Origin of the sequence: Marinomonas profundi, assembly GCF_020694005.1 — a bacterium.
In the GTDB taxonomy this organism is placed as follows: Bacteria; Pseudomonadota; Gammaproteobacteria; order Pseudomonadales; family Marinomonadaceae; genus Marinomonas; species Marinomonas profundi.
Window position 1 is genome coordinate 129,554 of sequence record NZ_CP073013.1, and the last position, 15,011, is coordinate 144,564.

The following is a 15,011-nucleotide window of genomic DNA, read 5'->3' on the forward strand; positions in this document are numbered from 1 at the left end:
TCAAGCCATGCTTGAACTCCTTTTTTACTTTCTGATCTTTTTTTTACTTTCTAATTTTTTTAGCGCTTAACTCAATATTAGAGAGTAATCACATCAAAGTCTGCTTCTGGATTGGCGTCCGCATCATAATCAACACCATCCAAACCAAAGCCAAACAATTTCAAAAACTCGTCTTTATAAAGCTGATAATCAGTTTCTGCAAACAAGTTCGCATCATTAATTTGTGGCCAAAGATCACGACAAGCTTGCTGCACATCTTCACGCAATTCCCAGTCATCAAGACGAAGACGATTCATATCGTCTGTCAACTCAGCTGGGGTGTGGTTATTGTACAAACGTTCAGAAAACAGACGATAAATCTGGTCCATACAACCTTCATGAAGACCTTTTTCACGCATCACTTTAAAGACCATCGCCAAGTACAATGGCATCACAGGAATAGCAGAAGACGCTTGCGTCACAACAGACTTCAATACCGCCACATTCGCACCGCCACCAAGCGTCGCCAACTGAGCATTAATGGCCGCAGAAGCACGATCCAAATCCTCTTTTGCCTTGCCCAATGCGCCATGCCAATAAATTGGCCACGTAATATCAGAGCCAATGTAAGAGTAAGCAACCGTACGAACACCTTCCGCTAGAACACCCGCTTCTTGCAACGCCGACATCCAAAGCTCCCAATCTTGGCCGCCCATTACCGTTGTCGTGGCCGCAACTTCTTCTTCTGTCGCTGGCTCGATTTCCGCTTCGATAATCACATCTTTATTGGTATCAATCGCCGTAGAACGGTAGGTTTCACCAATCGGCTTAAGAACAGAACGAACCACTTCACCCGTGTCTGGCAGCTTACGCACAGGAGACGCCAACGAATAAACCACCATGTCCACTTCACCAAGGTCTTGCTTAATGAGGTCAATAACGGTTGCGCGAGCGTCATTTGAAAAAGCATCGCCATTAATACTTTTAGCGTACAAACCTTCTTCTTTGGCAATTTTGTCAAACGCCGCAGAATTATACCAACCTGCCGTGCCGGTTTTTTTATCCGTACCAGGCTTTTCAAAGAAAACACCGATCGTCGCCGCGCCAGAACCAAACGCTGCTGCGATACGAGAAGACAAGCCATAACCACTTGACGCACCGATTACGAGTACTTTTTTAGGGCCATTTTCAACGGCGCCTTTGCTTTTAGTAAAAGCAATTTGCTCTCTTACATTTTGCTCACAGCCTACTGGGTGTGTTGTGGTACAAATAAATCCGCGAATCTTTGGCTTTATGATCATAATATCTTCTCAACGTCATGTTTTGCTTACGTCTTGCCAGATAATCCCTCAAACGAGACAGGCAAGACAAATCTGTCCGCCATGATACAATAGCCAGATGAATATGTCCTGATTCTCGTTAAAATACAGAATCAAAAGCTTACAGAGGCCTTAAAAATTACCGTGCACCTACTTGTCATCGGCTACGTCTGGCCAGAACCCAACTCCTCTGCCGCTGGCAGTAGAATGATGCAACTGCTCGACTGCTTTTATAAACAGCAGTGGCAACTGTCTTTCGCCAGCCCAGCGCAGCAGACTGAGCACATGGTCGATCTCTCTGAATTAGGCATTGAAGCTGAACATATCGAGCTTAACAATGCGTCATTCGACCGTTACATTGCCGATAAAAAGCCCGATATTGTGGTATTTGATCGCTTTATGATGGAAGAGCAATTCGGCTGGCGCGTCGAAAAATTCAGCCCAGATTCGTTACGCGTGCTCAATACGGAAGATCTTCACTCATTAAGACAAGCCAGACACACCGCTCTTAAACAAAACAGAGACTTTGTGATAGAAGACCTTTATAGCGACCACGGCATTCGTGAAATCGCCGCCATCCATCGTTGCGACTTAACCTTGATGATTTCCGAAGTCGAAACCGAACTGCTAATCGATAAATTTCACGTACCGGAAAGCCATGTGTTCCACCTGCCATTTATGCTGCCAGAACCACAGGACACCAACACACTACTAAGCTTTGAAGCACGCCAACACTTCATCAGCATTGGCAACTTTCGTCACGCCCCCAATTGGGATGCTGTGTTACAGCTTAAAACAGAGATATGGCCAAAGATTCGTCAACGACTACCAAAAGCAGAAATGCATATTTATGGCGCCTACCCGCCACCCAAAGCCACGCAATTACACAATGCAAAAGAAGGCTTTTTGGTAAAAGGCTGGGCCGAAAATGCTCAAAGCGTCATACAACAAGCCAGACTGTGTTTGGCGCCATTACGTTTTGGCGCTGGCATCAAAGGCAAGTTGGTGGAAGCCATGCAAATGGGCACCCCAAGCATCACCACCAGCGTTGGCGCAGAATCCATGCACGGAGAATTACCCTGGAATGGCGTTATCACAGACGATATGGAGACTTTTGTTGATGCGGCCGTTTCTCTTTATGAGGACAAAACTAGCTGGCTATTGATGCAACAAAATGGCAATAGAATTTTACAAGACCGCTACCAAGCAGACGAATGGCAAGCCAAGTTAATCAATAGATTGACACTACAAACTCAGCTAAGGGAAAGCTTGAGGAAAAAACATTTTTTAGGTTTGATGTTGCGACACCACAGCCTAAAAAGCACACAGTACATGTCACAATGGATTGAACTTAAAAATACTGCTGTGGAAAAGTGATGTTAAAAAAACATCGAAAAGCCAGTGAAAGTAAAGGCCATTATTACTCGCTGACGAACTGGCTTTTCGCTTCTCGCTCACGCACTTTTTTCATCACCGCCTGTTGCGATGCTTTGTTCATGCTGCCCCACTGGCTAATTTCCTTACCCGTTCGATAACACCCCACACAGACGTCATCATCATTAAGCAGGCAAAGGTTAACGCAGGGGGATTTTAACTGAGGTTTCGGCTTGGTCATTTTCACTCAACACTTATACAGAACACAGTAAACAAAAAGCCTTGGCGGAAAACACCACCAAGGCCTCTGATTCTAATATTCAGCGTTATGATAAACGCGCTGAACATCATCCAAGTCATTCAAAAGATCTAAGAAACGGTCAAACTGCTCGACTTCTTCGCCTTGAATTTCGGTGGTATTTTGCGCGACGAATTGAATTTCATCGACTTCAAATTCAATTTCACCAAAGGCATCCGTTAACGCTGTTTTCGCCTTACTGTAATCGGTGTGTGGCGCAAAAACAGTCACTTTACCCTCTTCTAGCTCAATGTCCGTCACATCCACATCTGCCAGCATTAAGGCTTCTAGTACCGCCTCTTCATCCGTGCCGGCAAACACAAAAATAGCACTGTGATCAAACATGTGACTCACGCTGCCTTGGCTGCCGATTTTGCATTTCACCTTGTTAAAGCAAGTACGCACATCACCAAAAGTACGATTAGGATTATCAGACAAGCAATCCACGATCACCATGGTGTTACCAGGACCAAAACCTTCGTAGCGAGCCGTATCAAAATCTTCGCCACCGCCACCTTTCGCCTTATCAATCGCTTTGTCGATAACGTGAGTTGGCACCTGATCTTTTTTGGCACGGTCAATCAGTGAACGTAGTGCCAAATTACCATTAGGGTCCATACCACCGGATTTCGCGCAAACATAAATCTCACGGCCGTATTTGCTGTACACCTTGGCTTTTTGGTCAGACGTTTTTGCCATGGACTCTTTGCGGTTTTGGAAGGCTCTGCCCATTACATATTCCTATTTAATACTGTCTTGAAAAGTGAGATTCTAACGTGTCCCTCAAAAAGAAGGAACTGCTAGCACGGCCTAAACACGATAAAAACCAGATAGCGCTATAAAAGCCCCACAAAGAAAAACAACATCGAAATAAAATGCGCCAAAAAGCAGCAAAAAAGCTCAATTCCAAATCCTCATTATTTACACGCCAAGCAAGTAGCCAGATTTCACAAAAAAACTGTATAGTAAACAGACGATTAGAATAGTTAAATACACAGTTCACCCAAGACACACTCCTATCGTGCATCGCTAGCGACATTTAGACCGTGCACAGTGAGTCATCAGGGGTCTCTCAACAGGATAATAAATAGGTTTTCAGCTCCACTATGACAATTGCCAAAGGGTTAAAAATTCGGCACAAACTTTTTGCCGTTTTTGTATTAAGCAACATATTGCTCATTGTTTCCATGTGGCAAGTATTTCAATGGAGCTTCGATCGGGGCTTTGTTTCCTATGCCACAGAGCGTGATCGCGACTTCTTAGGACAAATGGCCAACAGAACAGCCAACCTCTATATCTATTACGATGATTGGTATTTTTTAGTACAAGAAAGTCGAATGGAAAAAGAATGGCACCTAGCCAAACTCGATAATCTAAGAGATTTAGTCCCACCCCCCAGCACACCAAATTTGGATCTAATTTATCCTTCCCAATATTATCGTCAACGTTTTCTGCTCTTTGATAGCCAACAAAAAGCCATCATAGGCACGACACGTTTTAGTGATGCCGAAACGCATGCGGTAAAAGTCAATAAAAAAATAGTCGGCTACGTGGGTTTACGATCGATACGCGAGCTGGTTCAAGACCAGACGCTACGCTTCGTACGCCAACAGGGTGAAGCCTTTTTACTGATTTCAGCGTTTATGCTGGCTATTGCGGCGTTATTAACTTGGCCGTTAGCTCAGTGGCTAAGCCGTCCGCTGTGCTCTATGCAGCAAGCCACCAAAAAACTCGCCGCAGGCAAATATGAAACACGCATAGCGGTGAAAGGTTCGGATGAACTGGCGGATTTGAGCTGCAATTTCAATCTCCTTGCCTGCACACTGGAACATACCAGAGAAGCCCGCAAACGCTGGGTCGCCGATACCGCCCATGAACTCAGAACCCCCGTTGCCATTTTGAGAGGGGAAATAGAAGCCATGCAGGATGGTATTATTAAAGTATCGCCAGAGAGCCTCGCCTCTTTGCAGCAAGAAACACTCCATATTGCGCGTTTAATCGATGACTTAAACCAGCTATCCATGCATGATACTGGAAGCTTAAATTACGAAATGGAAGAAGTGTCACTAAATGAGATCATAGAGCAGACCGTGCAATCGATGACCTTACCATTTAGCGAAGCAGGATTGGAATTAGAGTTTGAATATTCACAAAAACACCCTATTGTTATGACAGGTGATTCAGATCGCTTACATCAGCTTTTTGCGAATCTCATGAATAATTCGTTGAAATACACCAATGTGCCAGGAAAGCTGATAGTAAAACTCTCGAAACACCAAAAGAAAGCACACATTCTTTTTGAAGATACCGCGCCGGGTGTTGGCGAAAATGAAATTAACAAAATTTTTGAACAGTTTTATCGGGTTGAAAACTCAAGAAATAGAACAACGGGTGGAAGAGGCTTAGGTCTTGCTATTTGCTCCGGCATTGTCGAAGGACACCAGGGCACTATCGGCGCTTACCATGCACCAGATGGTGGTTTAGGAATAAAAATAGAATTTCCTGTAAATTAATTCTTTTTAAATTACTGCTTTTTAACTAATGGAACGTAAAAGATTATGAGCAAAGTACTGATTATTGAAGATGAACCAAAGTTAGCCGAATTAATGAGCGCCTACTTGGAACAAGCAGGTTACGAACATCACCACCTAGACCGTGGAGATATTGCCGTTAATTACATTAAAAACAACTCTGTAGACCTTATTTTGTTAGACCTTATGCTACCTGGATTAGATGGCATTGAGATCTGCAAACAGGTGCGTCAGTTTAGTGGTGTACCCATTATCATGGTGACCGCAAAAGCAGAAGAAATAGACCGATTAATTGGTCTAGAAATGGGCGCAGATGACTACGTTTGCAAGCCTTTTAGTCCACGTGAAATCGTTGCACGAGTGAAAGCAAACCTACGCCGTGTTGAGCTAGATCAGGCAGAATCCCCCAGAACAGATGGTTTTGACTTAGATATAGATCGCTTACGAGCCACTTACAAAGGCGACCTTATTGATTTAACAACGGTTGAATTTCAGCTATTGCAGTTATTAATTAAAGAGCCTGGTCGTGTATTTGGCAGGGATCTTATTATGAAAAGCATTTACGCCGACAGCCGAGTGGTTAGTGATCGCACCATAGATAGCCATATTAAAAAGCTACGCAAAAAAATCTCGGCGGTGGCACCAGAACTCAATGTCATTCACTCGGTTTATGGTGCAGGTTATCGTTTTGAGAATAACGACCAATAGTACTCGACTGTAAGGAATAGCGTCGTTGGACAGCTTTTTAGATGTATTGGTATTTTCCTTTTCCATTACCATGCCTATTTTTACGATTTTGGTATTAGGTGTCGTGCTACGTCGAATACGAATTATCAATGATAACTTTATCGATGTAGCGTCTAAATTAGTGTTCAACGTCACGCTTCCCGCATTACTGTTTATTAGCATATCGAAAACAGATTTAACCACTAACACCGATCTATCCTTAGTGATTTACGCCATGCTAGCCGTCACCGTAACCTATGTTATGTTGGAGCTATTAATGTCGATATGGGAGCCAGATAAAGCACAGCGAGCGGTATTAGTACAGGGTGCTTTTCGCTCGAACATGGGCATAATTGGTCTTGCTTATTGTGTTAACGCTTATGGTAATGAGGTCTTTATCGTCGCTTCTGTTTACCTAGGCGGCGTGACAATACTCTTCAATATATTATCGGTTATTGGCTTAAGTCGAGCATTGGGCACCGATGCTAACCTTAAAAGCATTATCAAAAGCATCGTCAAAAACCCGCTTATTATTGCCATATTAGCGGCTTTTGCCAGCGCCATCACAGGCCTTCAACTGCCCACCACACTCTACAAAGCGGGCGACTACTTCGCTCAGATGACATTACCCTTGGCGCTGCTCTGTGCAGGGGCCTCGTTGAGTTTTAGCTCGCTAAAAAGCGATCTTCTAAGCTCTGCTATCGCATCCGCGGGAAAGCTTATTTTCATTCCTTTTGCCTTAACGTTAGGAGGCTATCTACTGGGCTACCGAGGCATGGAACTTGGCGTACTTTTTCTCATGTCATCAGCCCCCACCGCCTCAGCAAGTTATATCATGGTACGTGCGATGAATGGCAACGCTACGCTGGCCGCTAACATCATTGTGATTACCACCATCGTTTCCTTGATTAGCACCAGCATTGGCGTTACGTTGTTACGCAGTTTCCACCTAATTTGACCCATATCACCCAGCATTTACCTGACATCAAAATAGGGTTTATATGAAAGCCAGCGAGACAACCTTTGTTTTTATCATTGCGTAAACATCGTCTTTTTTTCCTCTCCTGTGGTGGCGCTTTACTGACCATGCTCTTTTTTGCTGTCAACACGGTCGCTTACCAAGCCCTGATTATTGACAAACATTCTGCTGGGCAAGACCAATTACTAGACTACGTTATCGAGCTGCGAAATGAGTTAAAAAACTACCACATTCTCCCCTATGCGCTTGCCGATAACCCAACCTTACTGGCGTTTATGGGCAACCCTAAAGACGCCTCATTAAAGAAAAACTTGCAACGCCAACTAGAAGACCTGACGCACGTGTCCAAAACCCATGATTGGTTTATTCTTTCTGAACAAGGAAAGCTACTCGTTTCTAGCGAACAATCCATTCATTTCAACCTAGACGACTACTTTGACAAAGACACCCTCAGTAACACACTAAAAGAGCAGCAAGGTGAATACATGCTGGTCTCTGGCTACAACCCAAGCCAGTACAAATCGGCCCATCTTGTGTTAGCGCCAGTTTACACACAGGCAGGGCTTGCAGGCGCAGTGGCGGTAAGAATTAATGTTAATGACCTAATAGAGCGCTGGAATTTATTCGAAGACTTAGTCGTAATGACCGATCAAAACAGCCTCATCTTTTTGGCCAGCAAGTTGAATCGACTTCTACCAAGTGACTGGCTAGAGCAGCCAACAGACATTCAGTTTCTAAATAATACCCGCTCAAAAGCCTATCGCTTAGACGACCAAAACTACCTTCTACAAAATGTGATGCTAGACGACCTTAAATGGCAAATACATTACCTATCAAACCTAAAAGGCATACAACAAAAAGCCCAAAACATTGCCTTTATTAGCTTAGGAGGGTTCGCTTTATTATTTTTATTTTGGCTCTATCGGCGTGAACGATCTTTGAAAATCGCCTCCAAACGAGAAAATGAATTACTGATTGCTGACAGCACACAACGACAAAGGGCGTTAATTGAAAACACCCACGTAGGACTCTTACAACTCACTAAATGTGGGGAAATCTCCTTCGTCAATCCAATGGGGCAACGTTACTTTGGCCTGCAATCACAACTCGACAGCCACTTTTTAGAAGAACTGCTACCGGATTGCCAGGAAAATCAAGTCGCGCTGTCTTTCATAAAATCACTGCGCACTCCAGATATAGCAAGCAATGGACACGCCAGTAACTTGCTAGAACAAGAAGTTATTTTACAAAAAATAGACGGTCAAACCTTTCCCGCCCTCCTCTCGGTGTCATCTTTAGAATGGAACGAGCTACCGGGCTATTTAGTCACTTTATTGGACATCAGCAAGAGAAAAAAGGCAGAACTGAGCTTATTAGAAGCCAATAGCCGACTAGAAGATCGCGTGTTAGAAAGAACCAAAGCGCTGGAAGCCGCGCAGCAAGAATTATTACGAACAGAAAAACTCGCGGCCATCGGCCAAATGTCAACAGCCATTGCCCATGAACTAAATCAACCCTTAACAGGCATCAGAACACTCGCCTTTACCGCCGAGCTGCTGCTAAAACGACAAGATTCGGAACAAGCCCTTAAAGTACTCTTTGATTTAGAATCCTTAGTCGGCAGAATGCAGTGCCTCACCAGTGAACTTAAAGTGCTCGCCTACCGAAGACCCGAACAGCTCACGCCAACCCCTATAAAACACACTATACAAAAAGCGATCGACAGCCTTGGTGACGACGCACAGAATATTAGCTGGTCAATACACCTCAACGACTTAGACAAGGTCATGGCTGAGCCGACACGATTAGAAAGAATATTTTCCAATTTGATCAGTAACTCTATACAAGCTTGCTCTGAGGAAAAAATACCCCCTCAAATAAACATCACTCTCGTCACCAAAAATGAAAAAATCACCCTCTGCTATCGAGACAATGGCCCCGGTATAAGCCAAGCTAACCTATCCCATATCTTCGAGCCCTTTTTTACCACCAAACCCATAGGCAAAGGCTTAGGACTTGGGCTTGCAATCAGCGCGAACTTAGCAAAAGATATGAATGGCGATTTAACCGCAAGCCATAACGAATCCTCCCAACTGGTGTTCGGATTAACCCTAGCAAAGGCCTAACATGGAAAACCCTACCCGCTCCGCAATTGAAGTCTGGCTACTCGACGATGACGACATCGTCCGCTCAACCACTGCACAATGGTTACGTTTATCCGATTATGAGGTGCGGGAGTTTTACAGTGCTCAAGAGCTGCTTAATCAATTTGCCAGCGCACAACCCTGCATTATCATCAGTGATATTCGCATGACGCCCATAGATGGCCTAACTGTGATGAACGATTGCCTTTCACAAGAGCATGATCTGCCTTTTATTCTTATTACTGGCCATGGCGATATAGATACCGCCGTCAGTGCGCTACGCGATGGTGCCTTCGATTTTCTTGAAAAGCCGTTTGATCCGAATCGGTTAATACAAACCGTAGAAAAAGCCATTCAACAGCGCCACGTCCAACTGCAACACGCCACACAATCCCAATACCTAGGCGAGTTACATGGCCTGGAAGAAGTGATCATCGGGCAACACGAACAAATTATCCGCATCAGGCAGCAAATCCACACATTTGCCAGCATGGACACTCACGTCATCGTTTATGGCAAAACAGGCTGTGGCAAAGAACTAGTCGCAAAAGCACTGCATGACTGCAGCCCGAGAAGCAGCCGCCCTTTTGTCGCGATAAACTGCGCCGCCATTCCGACAGACCTCTTTGAAAGTGAACTTTTTGGGCATGAAGCCGGCGCCTTTACCAGCGCCAATAAGCAACGAATTGGGAAACTAGAGCACGCCAGCGGTGGCACCTTGTTTCTGGATGAAATTGAAAGCATGCCTCTGCCTATGCAAATAAAATTGCTCCGCGTTTTGCAAGAAAATCAGCTTGAGCGCATTGGCAGCAACCACACCATACAAATCGACCTAAGAGTCGTTGCGGCAGCCAAAAGTGACTTACAAACACTTGAGCATTTCCGACAGGATTTATTTTTTCGCCTCAACGTATCACAAATACACCTCCCAGAGTTACGTCACAGAGGGTCGGATGTTCCTCTTCTGTTTGAGCATTTTTGCCGCATTGCAATCAAGGAGCGTGGCGGCGAAGTCCGGCAACTGAGCCCTATGGACCATGAAACGCTCACCTTGTATGGATGGCCGGGCAACGTAAGGGAACTAAGAAACGTGGCACTACGGTATGCCCTCGACCCAAACACCAGTGTGGCAAAAATACTGGCGGGGTATCAGGCACAAGACGATATTGACACCGTCACGCCATTGCCACTGAGTGTGAAAGTACAAGAGTTTGAGCGCAGTCTCATTGAAGCCAGCATCCGCCAACAAAAAGGCAACATTCAGCTGGTTTTAGAGCAACTTCAACTACCACGAAGAACCCTCAATCAAAAGATGCAAAAATACGGATTAAACCGCACAGACTACCTTTCATAACGCTTATCAGCGCAAAATATTAAAACAGTGATTCTCATATAAAAAATTTAATGAGAATCACTTGCATTGAATCGATAAAAAACCTTTAATGATAACCATTATCAGATTAGAGGCGACACATAATGCAAGTGAATATGAGCGATGTGTATGACAATGCGGGAAATATCGAAAAAAAGCAGTCCGGACAACTATCCGGTCATAAACAGCTTCTTTCTTTGCTTCCCAATCTGCAATTGCTTGACCAGCACTTACACAGCAAAACAGCGATCTCAATCTATGAAGAAGCTCGACAAGGATTGTATTTTTCTTTTTTAGGGACAAGCGCAATCAAGACAATACAAGATATAGAGTCGGTGCAAATTTCCTATCAAGCGCGAGATATAAATGGTGTGTTCTCTATCGCCGAAAACACAGAACGAAGCTTGATCCAAATACGCATCACGCCCTCACATTTGGCCATGGTGCTTGGAGAAACAGAAAATCAAATTATTCAGCATTTTAGCGCCATGCAAGACAAACTTGCGAATGAAAATGCCGTCATACAACTTCCCTTAACAGAAAAGACGGCCAACATCATTAAGCCTATTTTGAGCCATAAAGGCCATTCTATTAGCCTGGCAGGCCACCTTTATGCTGCTATTTTCACCCTGATCGAACAGCTGCAAATGCTGAACCATTTATCGCAATGTGAAGAGTGTCAAAGTAAATTATTTAACGCTCAAAATCTCATTGAAATCCCCGCCAAAGCGGCGCTAAACATTCAGCAACTAGCGCATACCGTTGGACTCAATACCGACGCCCTCGCCATCGGCTTTCACCTACTCGTAGGGCAATCTATAGAAAGCTATTGTACTCACAGCCGGATCAAAGTAGCGGCGGCGCAGCTGAGGCAAAATCCAGCCTCAAAATCACATATCGTTGCGCAGAGTGGTTTTTCAGCGGATCAATTTGAAGCGGCCTTTATTCAACACTTTGGTGTCAGCAGTCACCAATACGGACAAATTCATTAAGTAACTGATTCATTAAGTAACAGGAATAAAAACAAACTATGGCGAATTCATCCATTGCCCTTATTTACGGCACAGACACCAACAACACAGAAGAGGTTGGCCACAAAATAGCCAAACAATGGCAAGAACTTGGCGAACAAGTAGATATATTCAACATCAAAGATATTGAGCTTAGCCAACTTGAACAATACTCCATGCTCATTTTAGGCATTCCCACTTGGGACTTTGGCGGCATTCAATCGGACTGGGAAGACATTGGCGACAGCTTAGCTGAACTGGCCTTGGAAAATACGGTCATCGCCTTATACGGCTTAGGCGATCAATTTGGCTACGGAGACTACTTTGTCGACGCGGTAGGCTGGCTGTACGAGAAATTATTACCAACTAACGCTACGTTTATTGGCCAATGGTCAACAGAAGGCTATGAATTCGAAGCCTCTAGAGCGTGTATTGACGACAAAGAACACTTCATCGGCCTCGCCATTGATGAAGACCAGCAATTTGAACTCACTGATCAAAGAGTTGAGCAGTGGGTCATCCAGCTTTACGCAGAAAGAGCAGTAGAAGCGGCATAAGTTATCGCCTGTCTGGCCATTGATTGGAAGTAAACGACTCAAATTTGGAGCTCCATACATTCGCTGCCCCGAATGCCCAAATTTTACTTTCGGTCAATGAGATAACCATGCAACGAGCTCTGTAATGCGTGAAGAACGTGGCTACCTCTCCTTTCTCTCCTGCTTGGAGGTAGCCACGTATTTCTTTTTCTCGTAACAATTCGCTATGATGTCACCACTTTTTCAATGCAGCGTTGGCAAACATGAATCTACAACTTTCAGATATTACGATTGGTCTCACTGTCATCGCTTTTGTTTACGCTTGGTGGAGCAACATTTCCATGCGTGAACGCGCCCTCTTTAAAGTGAAGAAACATTGCGAATCCTTGAGCCTGCAATTACTGGATGACAGTGTCGCGGGAGCGGGATGGGTACCAACGTGGGCCAATGGCGGGCTAAAAATAAAAAGAACCTACAAATTTGAATTCAGCTCAAGTGGCGTTGCTCGTTATCCCGGCAGCATAACGCTCCTTGGAGAACAACAATTGAGCCTATGGCTTAGCCCGCATGACTTTTAAACTCGACGTCATTCGTCAGCAGACTTGCACAATCCTCAATTCACTGCAATGATATCGATAAATGTCATATTTTTATGTCATTTAATTGCAAAGAAGGCCATAGTAGAAATAGAATAGTTAGGTAAATATTTGTAATGCTTTGATAGGCTAGATTTCATTACTCAAGGGTGTTTAATTCATCTTATTAATGTGTCTATCGGTTCAATCTATAATAAAAAAGTGCAGGATATCACATGTTGGCAAACCTTAGTTTTCGTACCAAGTTACTCTCTCTGCTTATTGCAGCTATTCTTGGATTCGTTATTGTAACTGCTGTGGCACTACAAGGATTGAATGTTCAAGAAACCTCCTCCTATAAATTTGATCGTTTAACAAAAGTGGATAAGGATCTCGCTTCTCTCGTTATTACACTCATGGAAGAATATGAGTCCCTATCAGGCATAGACAACAGCTCCGCTGAAGGCTTTATTGAGCAGGTCAATGCCAACCATGAAAAATTCATGGGAATATTAGAAAAAGACACCGATTATCTTCAAGATGAAGAAGCAAAAACCTACCTAGACAACATCGCTGTCGCGTTAACAAACTACAATAACACACTCAAATCCTTGATTAATCAACGACAAAAAGTAGGCTTTAATGGTTCCTCTGGTCTAAAAGGAGAAATATCTCTTCTAGGCGAGAAAGTCACCGAAGAAATCTCTTTTTTAAGCTTGGTAAAACAAGAGTTTCTGCCAGTACGTGAAGCAGAGAAAAACTTCATTTTCGAGCCTGTTCCAGAAAACAAAGTCGAATTCATGGAGCGCTATGACAAATTCTATAAGCGCGTGACCAACTTTGGTCTAGAAGAGCGCTTCGGAGAAGTGATCAATCAATACTTTACTTCCGTTGAGAATTTCGACAGTGAAAACCAGCAACTAAAAACCTTACAAGCTGAGTTTCAAGCCCGTAAAGCAGACTTTAATCAAACACGCCTAATTGCCGTCGACTATATGCAGAACGCGGTATCAGAAGCTCGCACACAAGCTTCTGATAGCTCTCAACAAGCCAGTATCAGCCTAATTGTTGTTAGCATTGTGGTGGCTATTATCGCCGCCTTAATGATGATGGGGATAGGCCGCAGTGTGAGCAAAACCCTCAATCAAATTATCAAGGATCTTGGCAAAGTAAAAAGCGGTGACTTAACAGCACGCTTGTATGTCAACAACAAACGTAATGATGAATTTGACTCACTTTGTAGCTCAGTCAATGAGATGACCAACGGGCTTGGTTCGGTGATCGGAGAAGTCGTTGATACCACACAAGGTGTAAACGGCATGGTAACCGAGTTGAACACCTCTGTGACCAACATCGCTCAAAGCAACCGCTCAGTAAGTGAACAGACTAACTCCTTGGCGGCAGCAACAGAGGAAATCTCAACAACCATTTCTAGCATCTCAAACACCACAGAAGATTTAAGCAGCCAATCACAGCATACCTACGAGTCTGCTAAAGTCGGGGCCGAAACAATAAAAGGCGCACTGTCTAATCTATCCAGCACCATCAGTGTGGTGAATAAGACCAGTGAGCAGCTGAACGAGCTAGGACAGCTTTCAAAAGACATCGATAACGTGATAGGTATGATCAATGATCTGGCCAATCAAACCAACCTTTTAGCCCTTAATGCTGCGATAGAAGCGGCGCGGGCTGGTGAGGCTGGCCGAGGCTTTTCGGTGGTGGCTGACGAAGTCCGCTCTCTAGCAGAGAAAACGGTAGACGCGACGGCTAAAATTACCGACATTGTTAGCACCATTCAAACCTCAACGCAGACCGCTATTGAAACCATGCGCAGCGGCCAAGAAAGCCTGCATGCGATTGAAGAATTTAGCGAAAAAGCAGAAGTGGCTATTAAAGAAATTGAGCAAAATGCACAAACTAGTTCCGCATCTTCGATTGACATGGCACGCTCCATTCAGGAAGTCGCGAAAACAGCGGTGCACATGAGCGAAGAAATGGACAAAATAGCCCAACAGTTACAGCGAGATAACAGCTATATTAATAGCATTGAAGGCAATACCAGAGACATACACAATCAGGTAAGCAGCTTAGATAAGAAAACTGCCGTATTCACTACGCGCTAAGCCAATACTGGAAGTGTTATATTAACCCATAAAAAAACCGGCTCA

The 15,011-nt window shown here is 44.1% G+C and carries 13 protein-coding genes; 10 read left to right on the forward strand and 3 right to left on the reverse strand.

The genetic code is table 11. The annotated features are described in order from the left end of the window. Positions 1–77: 77 nt before the first annotated feature. A complete protein-coding gene (gene fabV, locus J8N69_RS00610; RefSeq protein WP_168822065.1) occupies positions 78–1,280 on the reverse strand; it encodes an enoyl-ACP reductase FabV in 1,203 nt (400 codons plus the stop codon). Between the two features lie 162 nt (positions 1,281–1,442). On the opposite strand from fabV, the gene J8N69_RS00615 reads away from it, so the two are divergent. Beyond that, the gene (locus J8N69_RS00615; protein ID WP_227803928.1) at positions 1,443–2,675 is read left to right on the forward strand and encodes a glycosyltransferase; all 1,233 of its coding nucleotides are present in this window, start codon (positions 1,443–1,445) and stop codon (positions 2,673–2,675) included. A 43-nt stretch (positions 2,676–2,718) separates the two neighbouring features. Here J8N69_RS00615 and J8N69_RS00620 read toward each other — a convergent pair whose 3' ends face one another. Together J8N69_RS00620 and J8N69_RS00625 are read right to left on the reverse strand one after the other, a co-directional pair. Then, complete coding sequence (locus J8N69_RS00620; protein ID WP_168822064.1) at positions 2,719–2,913, reverse strand: DUF1289 domain-containing protein; 195 nt, start codon at positions 2,911–2,913, stop codon at positions 2,719–2,721. 72 nt (positions 2,914–2,985) lie between these two features. Next, positions 2,986–3,702: a YebC/PmpR family DNA-binding transcriptional regulator gene (locus J8N69_RS00625; protein ID WP_168822063.1), complete on the reverse strand. Its 717-nt coding sequence runs from the start codon at positions 3,700–3,702 to the stop codon at positions 2,986–2,988. Between the two features lie 374 nt (positions 3,703–4,076). Here J8N69_RS00625 and J8N69_RS00630 point away from each other — a divergent pair, with 374 nt between their 5' ends. The 9 genes from J8N69_RS00630 to J8N69_RS00670 all read left to right on the forward strand — a co-directional run bounded on the left by J8N69_RS00630 (position 4,077) and on the right by J8N69_RS00670 (position 14,966). Next, the gene (locus tag J8N69_RS00630) at positions 4,077–5,483 is read left to right on the forward strand and encodes an ATP-binding protein (protein WP_168822062.1); all 1,407 of its coding nucleotides are present in this window, start codon (positions 4,077–4,079) and stop codon (positions 5,481–5,483) included. 45 nt (positions 5,484–5,528) lie between these two features. Next, positions 5,529–6,209 carry a response regulator gene (locus J8N69_RS00635; protein ID WP_168822061.1) on the forward strand — a complete coding sequence of 227 codons (681 nt, stop codon included), beginning with the start codon at positions 5,529–5,531 and terminating at the stop codon, positions 6,207–6,209. Positions 6,210–6,234: 25 nt separating this feature from the next. Beyond that, positions 6,235–7,185, forward strand: a complete 951-nt coding sequence (locus J8N69_RS00640) for an AEC family transporter (RefSeq protein ID WP_168822060.1) — start codon at positions 6,235–6,237, stop codon at positions 7,183–7,185. Between the two features lie 128 nt (positions 7,186–7,313). Further along, positions 7,314–9,332, forward strand: a complete 2,019-nt coding sequence (locus J8N69_RS00645; protein ID WP_168822059.1) for a PAS domain-containing sensor histidine kinase — start codon at positions 7,314–7,316, stop codon at positions 9,330–9,332. A gap of 1 nt (position 9,333) precedes the next feature. Beyond that, on the forward strand, positions 9,334–10,704 hold the full coding sequence (locus J8N69_RS00650; protein WP_168822058.1) for a sigma-54-dependent transcriptional regulator: 1,371 nt from the start codon (positions 9,334–9,336) through the stop codon (positions 10,702–10,704). A gap of 122 nt (positions 10,705–10,826) precedes the next feature. Next, positions 10,827–11,714 carry a helix-turn-helix domain-containing protein gene (locus J8N69_RS00655; protein WP_168822057.1) on the forward strand — a complete coding sequence of 296 codons (888 nt, stop codon included), beginning with the start codon at positions 10,827–10,829 and terminating at the stop codon, positions 11,712–11,714. Between the two features lie 38 nt (positions 11,715–11,752). After that, a complete protein-coding gene (locus tag J8N69_RS00660; RefSeq protein WP_168822056.1) occupies positions 11,753–12,289 on the forward strand; it encodes a flavodoxin in 537 nt (178 codons plus the stop codon). A 242-nt stretch (positions 12,290–12,531) separates the two neighbouring features. Continuing rightward, positions 12,532–12,846, forward strand: coding sequence for a DUF3301 domain-containing protein (locus tag J8N69_RS00665; RefSeq protein WP_168822055.1), 315 nt, complete (start codon positions 12,532–12,534; stop codon positions 12,844–12,846). A gap of 233 nt (positions 12,847–13,079) precedes the next feature. Continuing rightward, on the forward strand, positions 13,080–14,966 hold the full coding sequence (locus J8N69_RS00670; protein ID WP_168822054.1) for a methyl-accepting chemotaxis protein: 1,887 nt from the start codon (positions 13,080–13,082) through the stop codon (positions 14,964–14,966). Positions 14,967–15,011: the final 45 nt, after the last annotated feature.

Coding starts and splice junctions, on each gene's coding strand:
- J8N69_RS00650 (WP_168822058.1), top strand. CDS start 9,334: ATGGAAAACCCTACCCGCTCCGCAATTGAAGTCTGGCTACTCGACGAT.
- J8N69_RS00645 (WP_168822059.1), top strand. CDS start 7,314: ATGCTCTTTTTTGCTGTCAACACGGTCGCTTACCAAGCCCTGATTATT.
- J8N69_RS00665 (WP_168822055.1), top strand. CDS start 12,532: ATGAATCTACAACTTTCAGATATTACGATTGGTCTCACTGTCATCGCT.
- J8N69_RS00655 (WP_168822057.1), top strand. CDS start 10,827: ATGCAAGTGAATATGAGCGATGTGTATGACAATGCGGGAAATATCGAA.
- J8N69_RS00620 (WP_168822064.1), bottom strand. CDS start 2,913: ATGACCAAGCCGAAACCTCAGTTAAAATCCCCCTGCGTTAACCTTTGC.
- J8N69_RS00635 (WP_168822061.1), top strand. CDS start 5,529: ATGAGCAAAGTACTGATTATTGAAGATGAACCAAAGTTAGCCGAATTA.
- fabV (WP_168822065.1), bottom strand. CDS start 1,280: ATGATCATAAAGCCAAAGATTCGCGGATTTATTTGTACCACAACACAC.
- J8N69_RS00670 (WP_168822054.1), top strand. CDS start 13,080: ATGTTGGCAAACCTTAGTTTTCGTACCAAGTTACTCTCTCTGCTTATT.
- J8N69_RS00630 (WP_168822062.1), top strand. CDS start 4,077: ATGACAATTGCCAAAGGGTTAAAAATTCGGCACAAACTTTTTGCCGTT.
- J8N69_RS00660 (WP_168822056.1), top strand. CDS start 11,753: ATGGCGAATTCATCCATTGCCCTTATTTACGGCACAGACACCAACAAC.
- J8N69_RS00625 (WP_168822063.1), bottom strand. CDS start 3,702: ATGGGCAGAGCCTTCCAAAACCGCAAAGAGTCCATGGCAAAAACGTCT.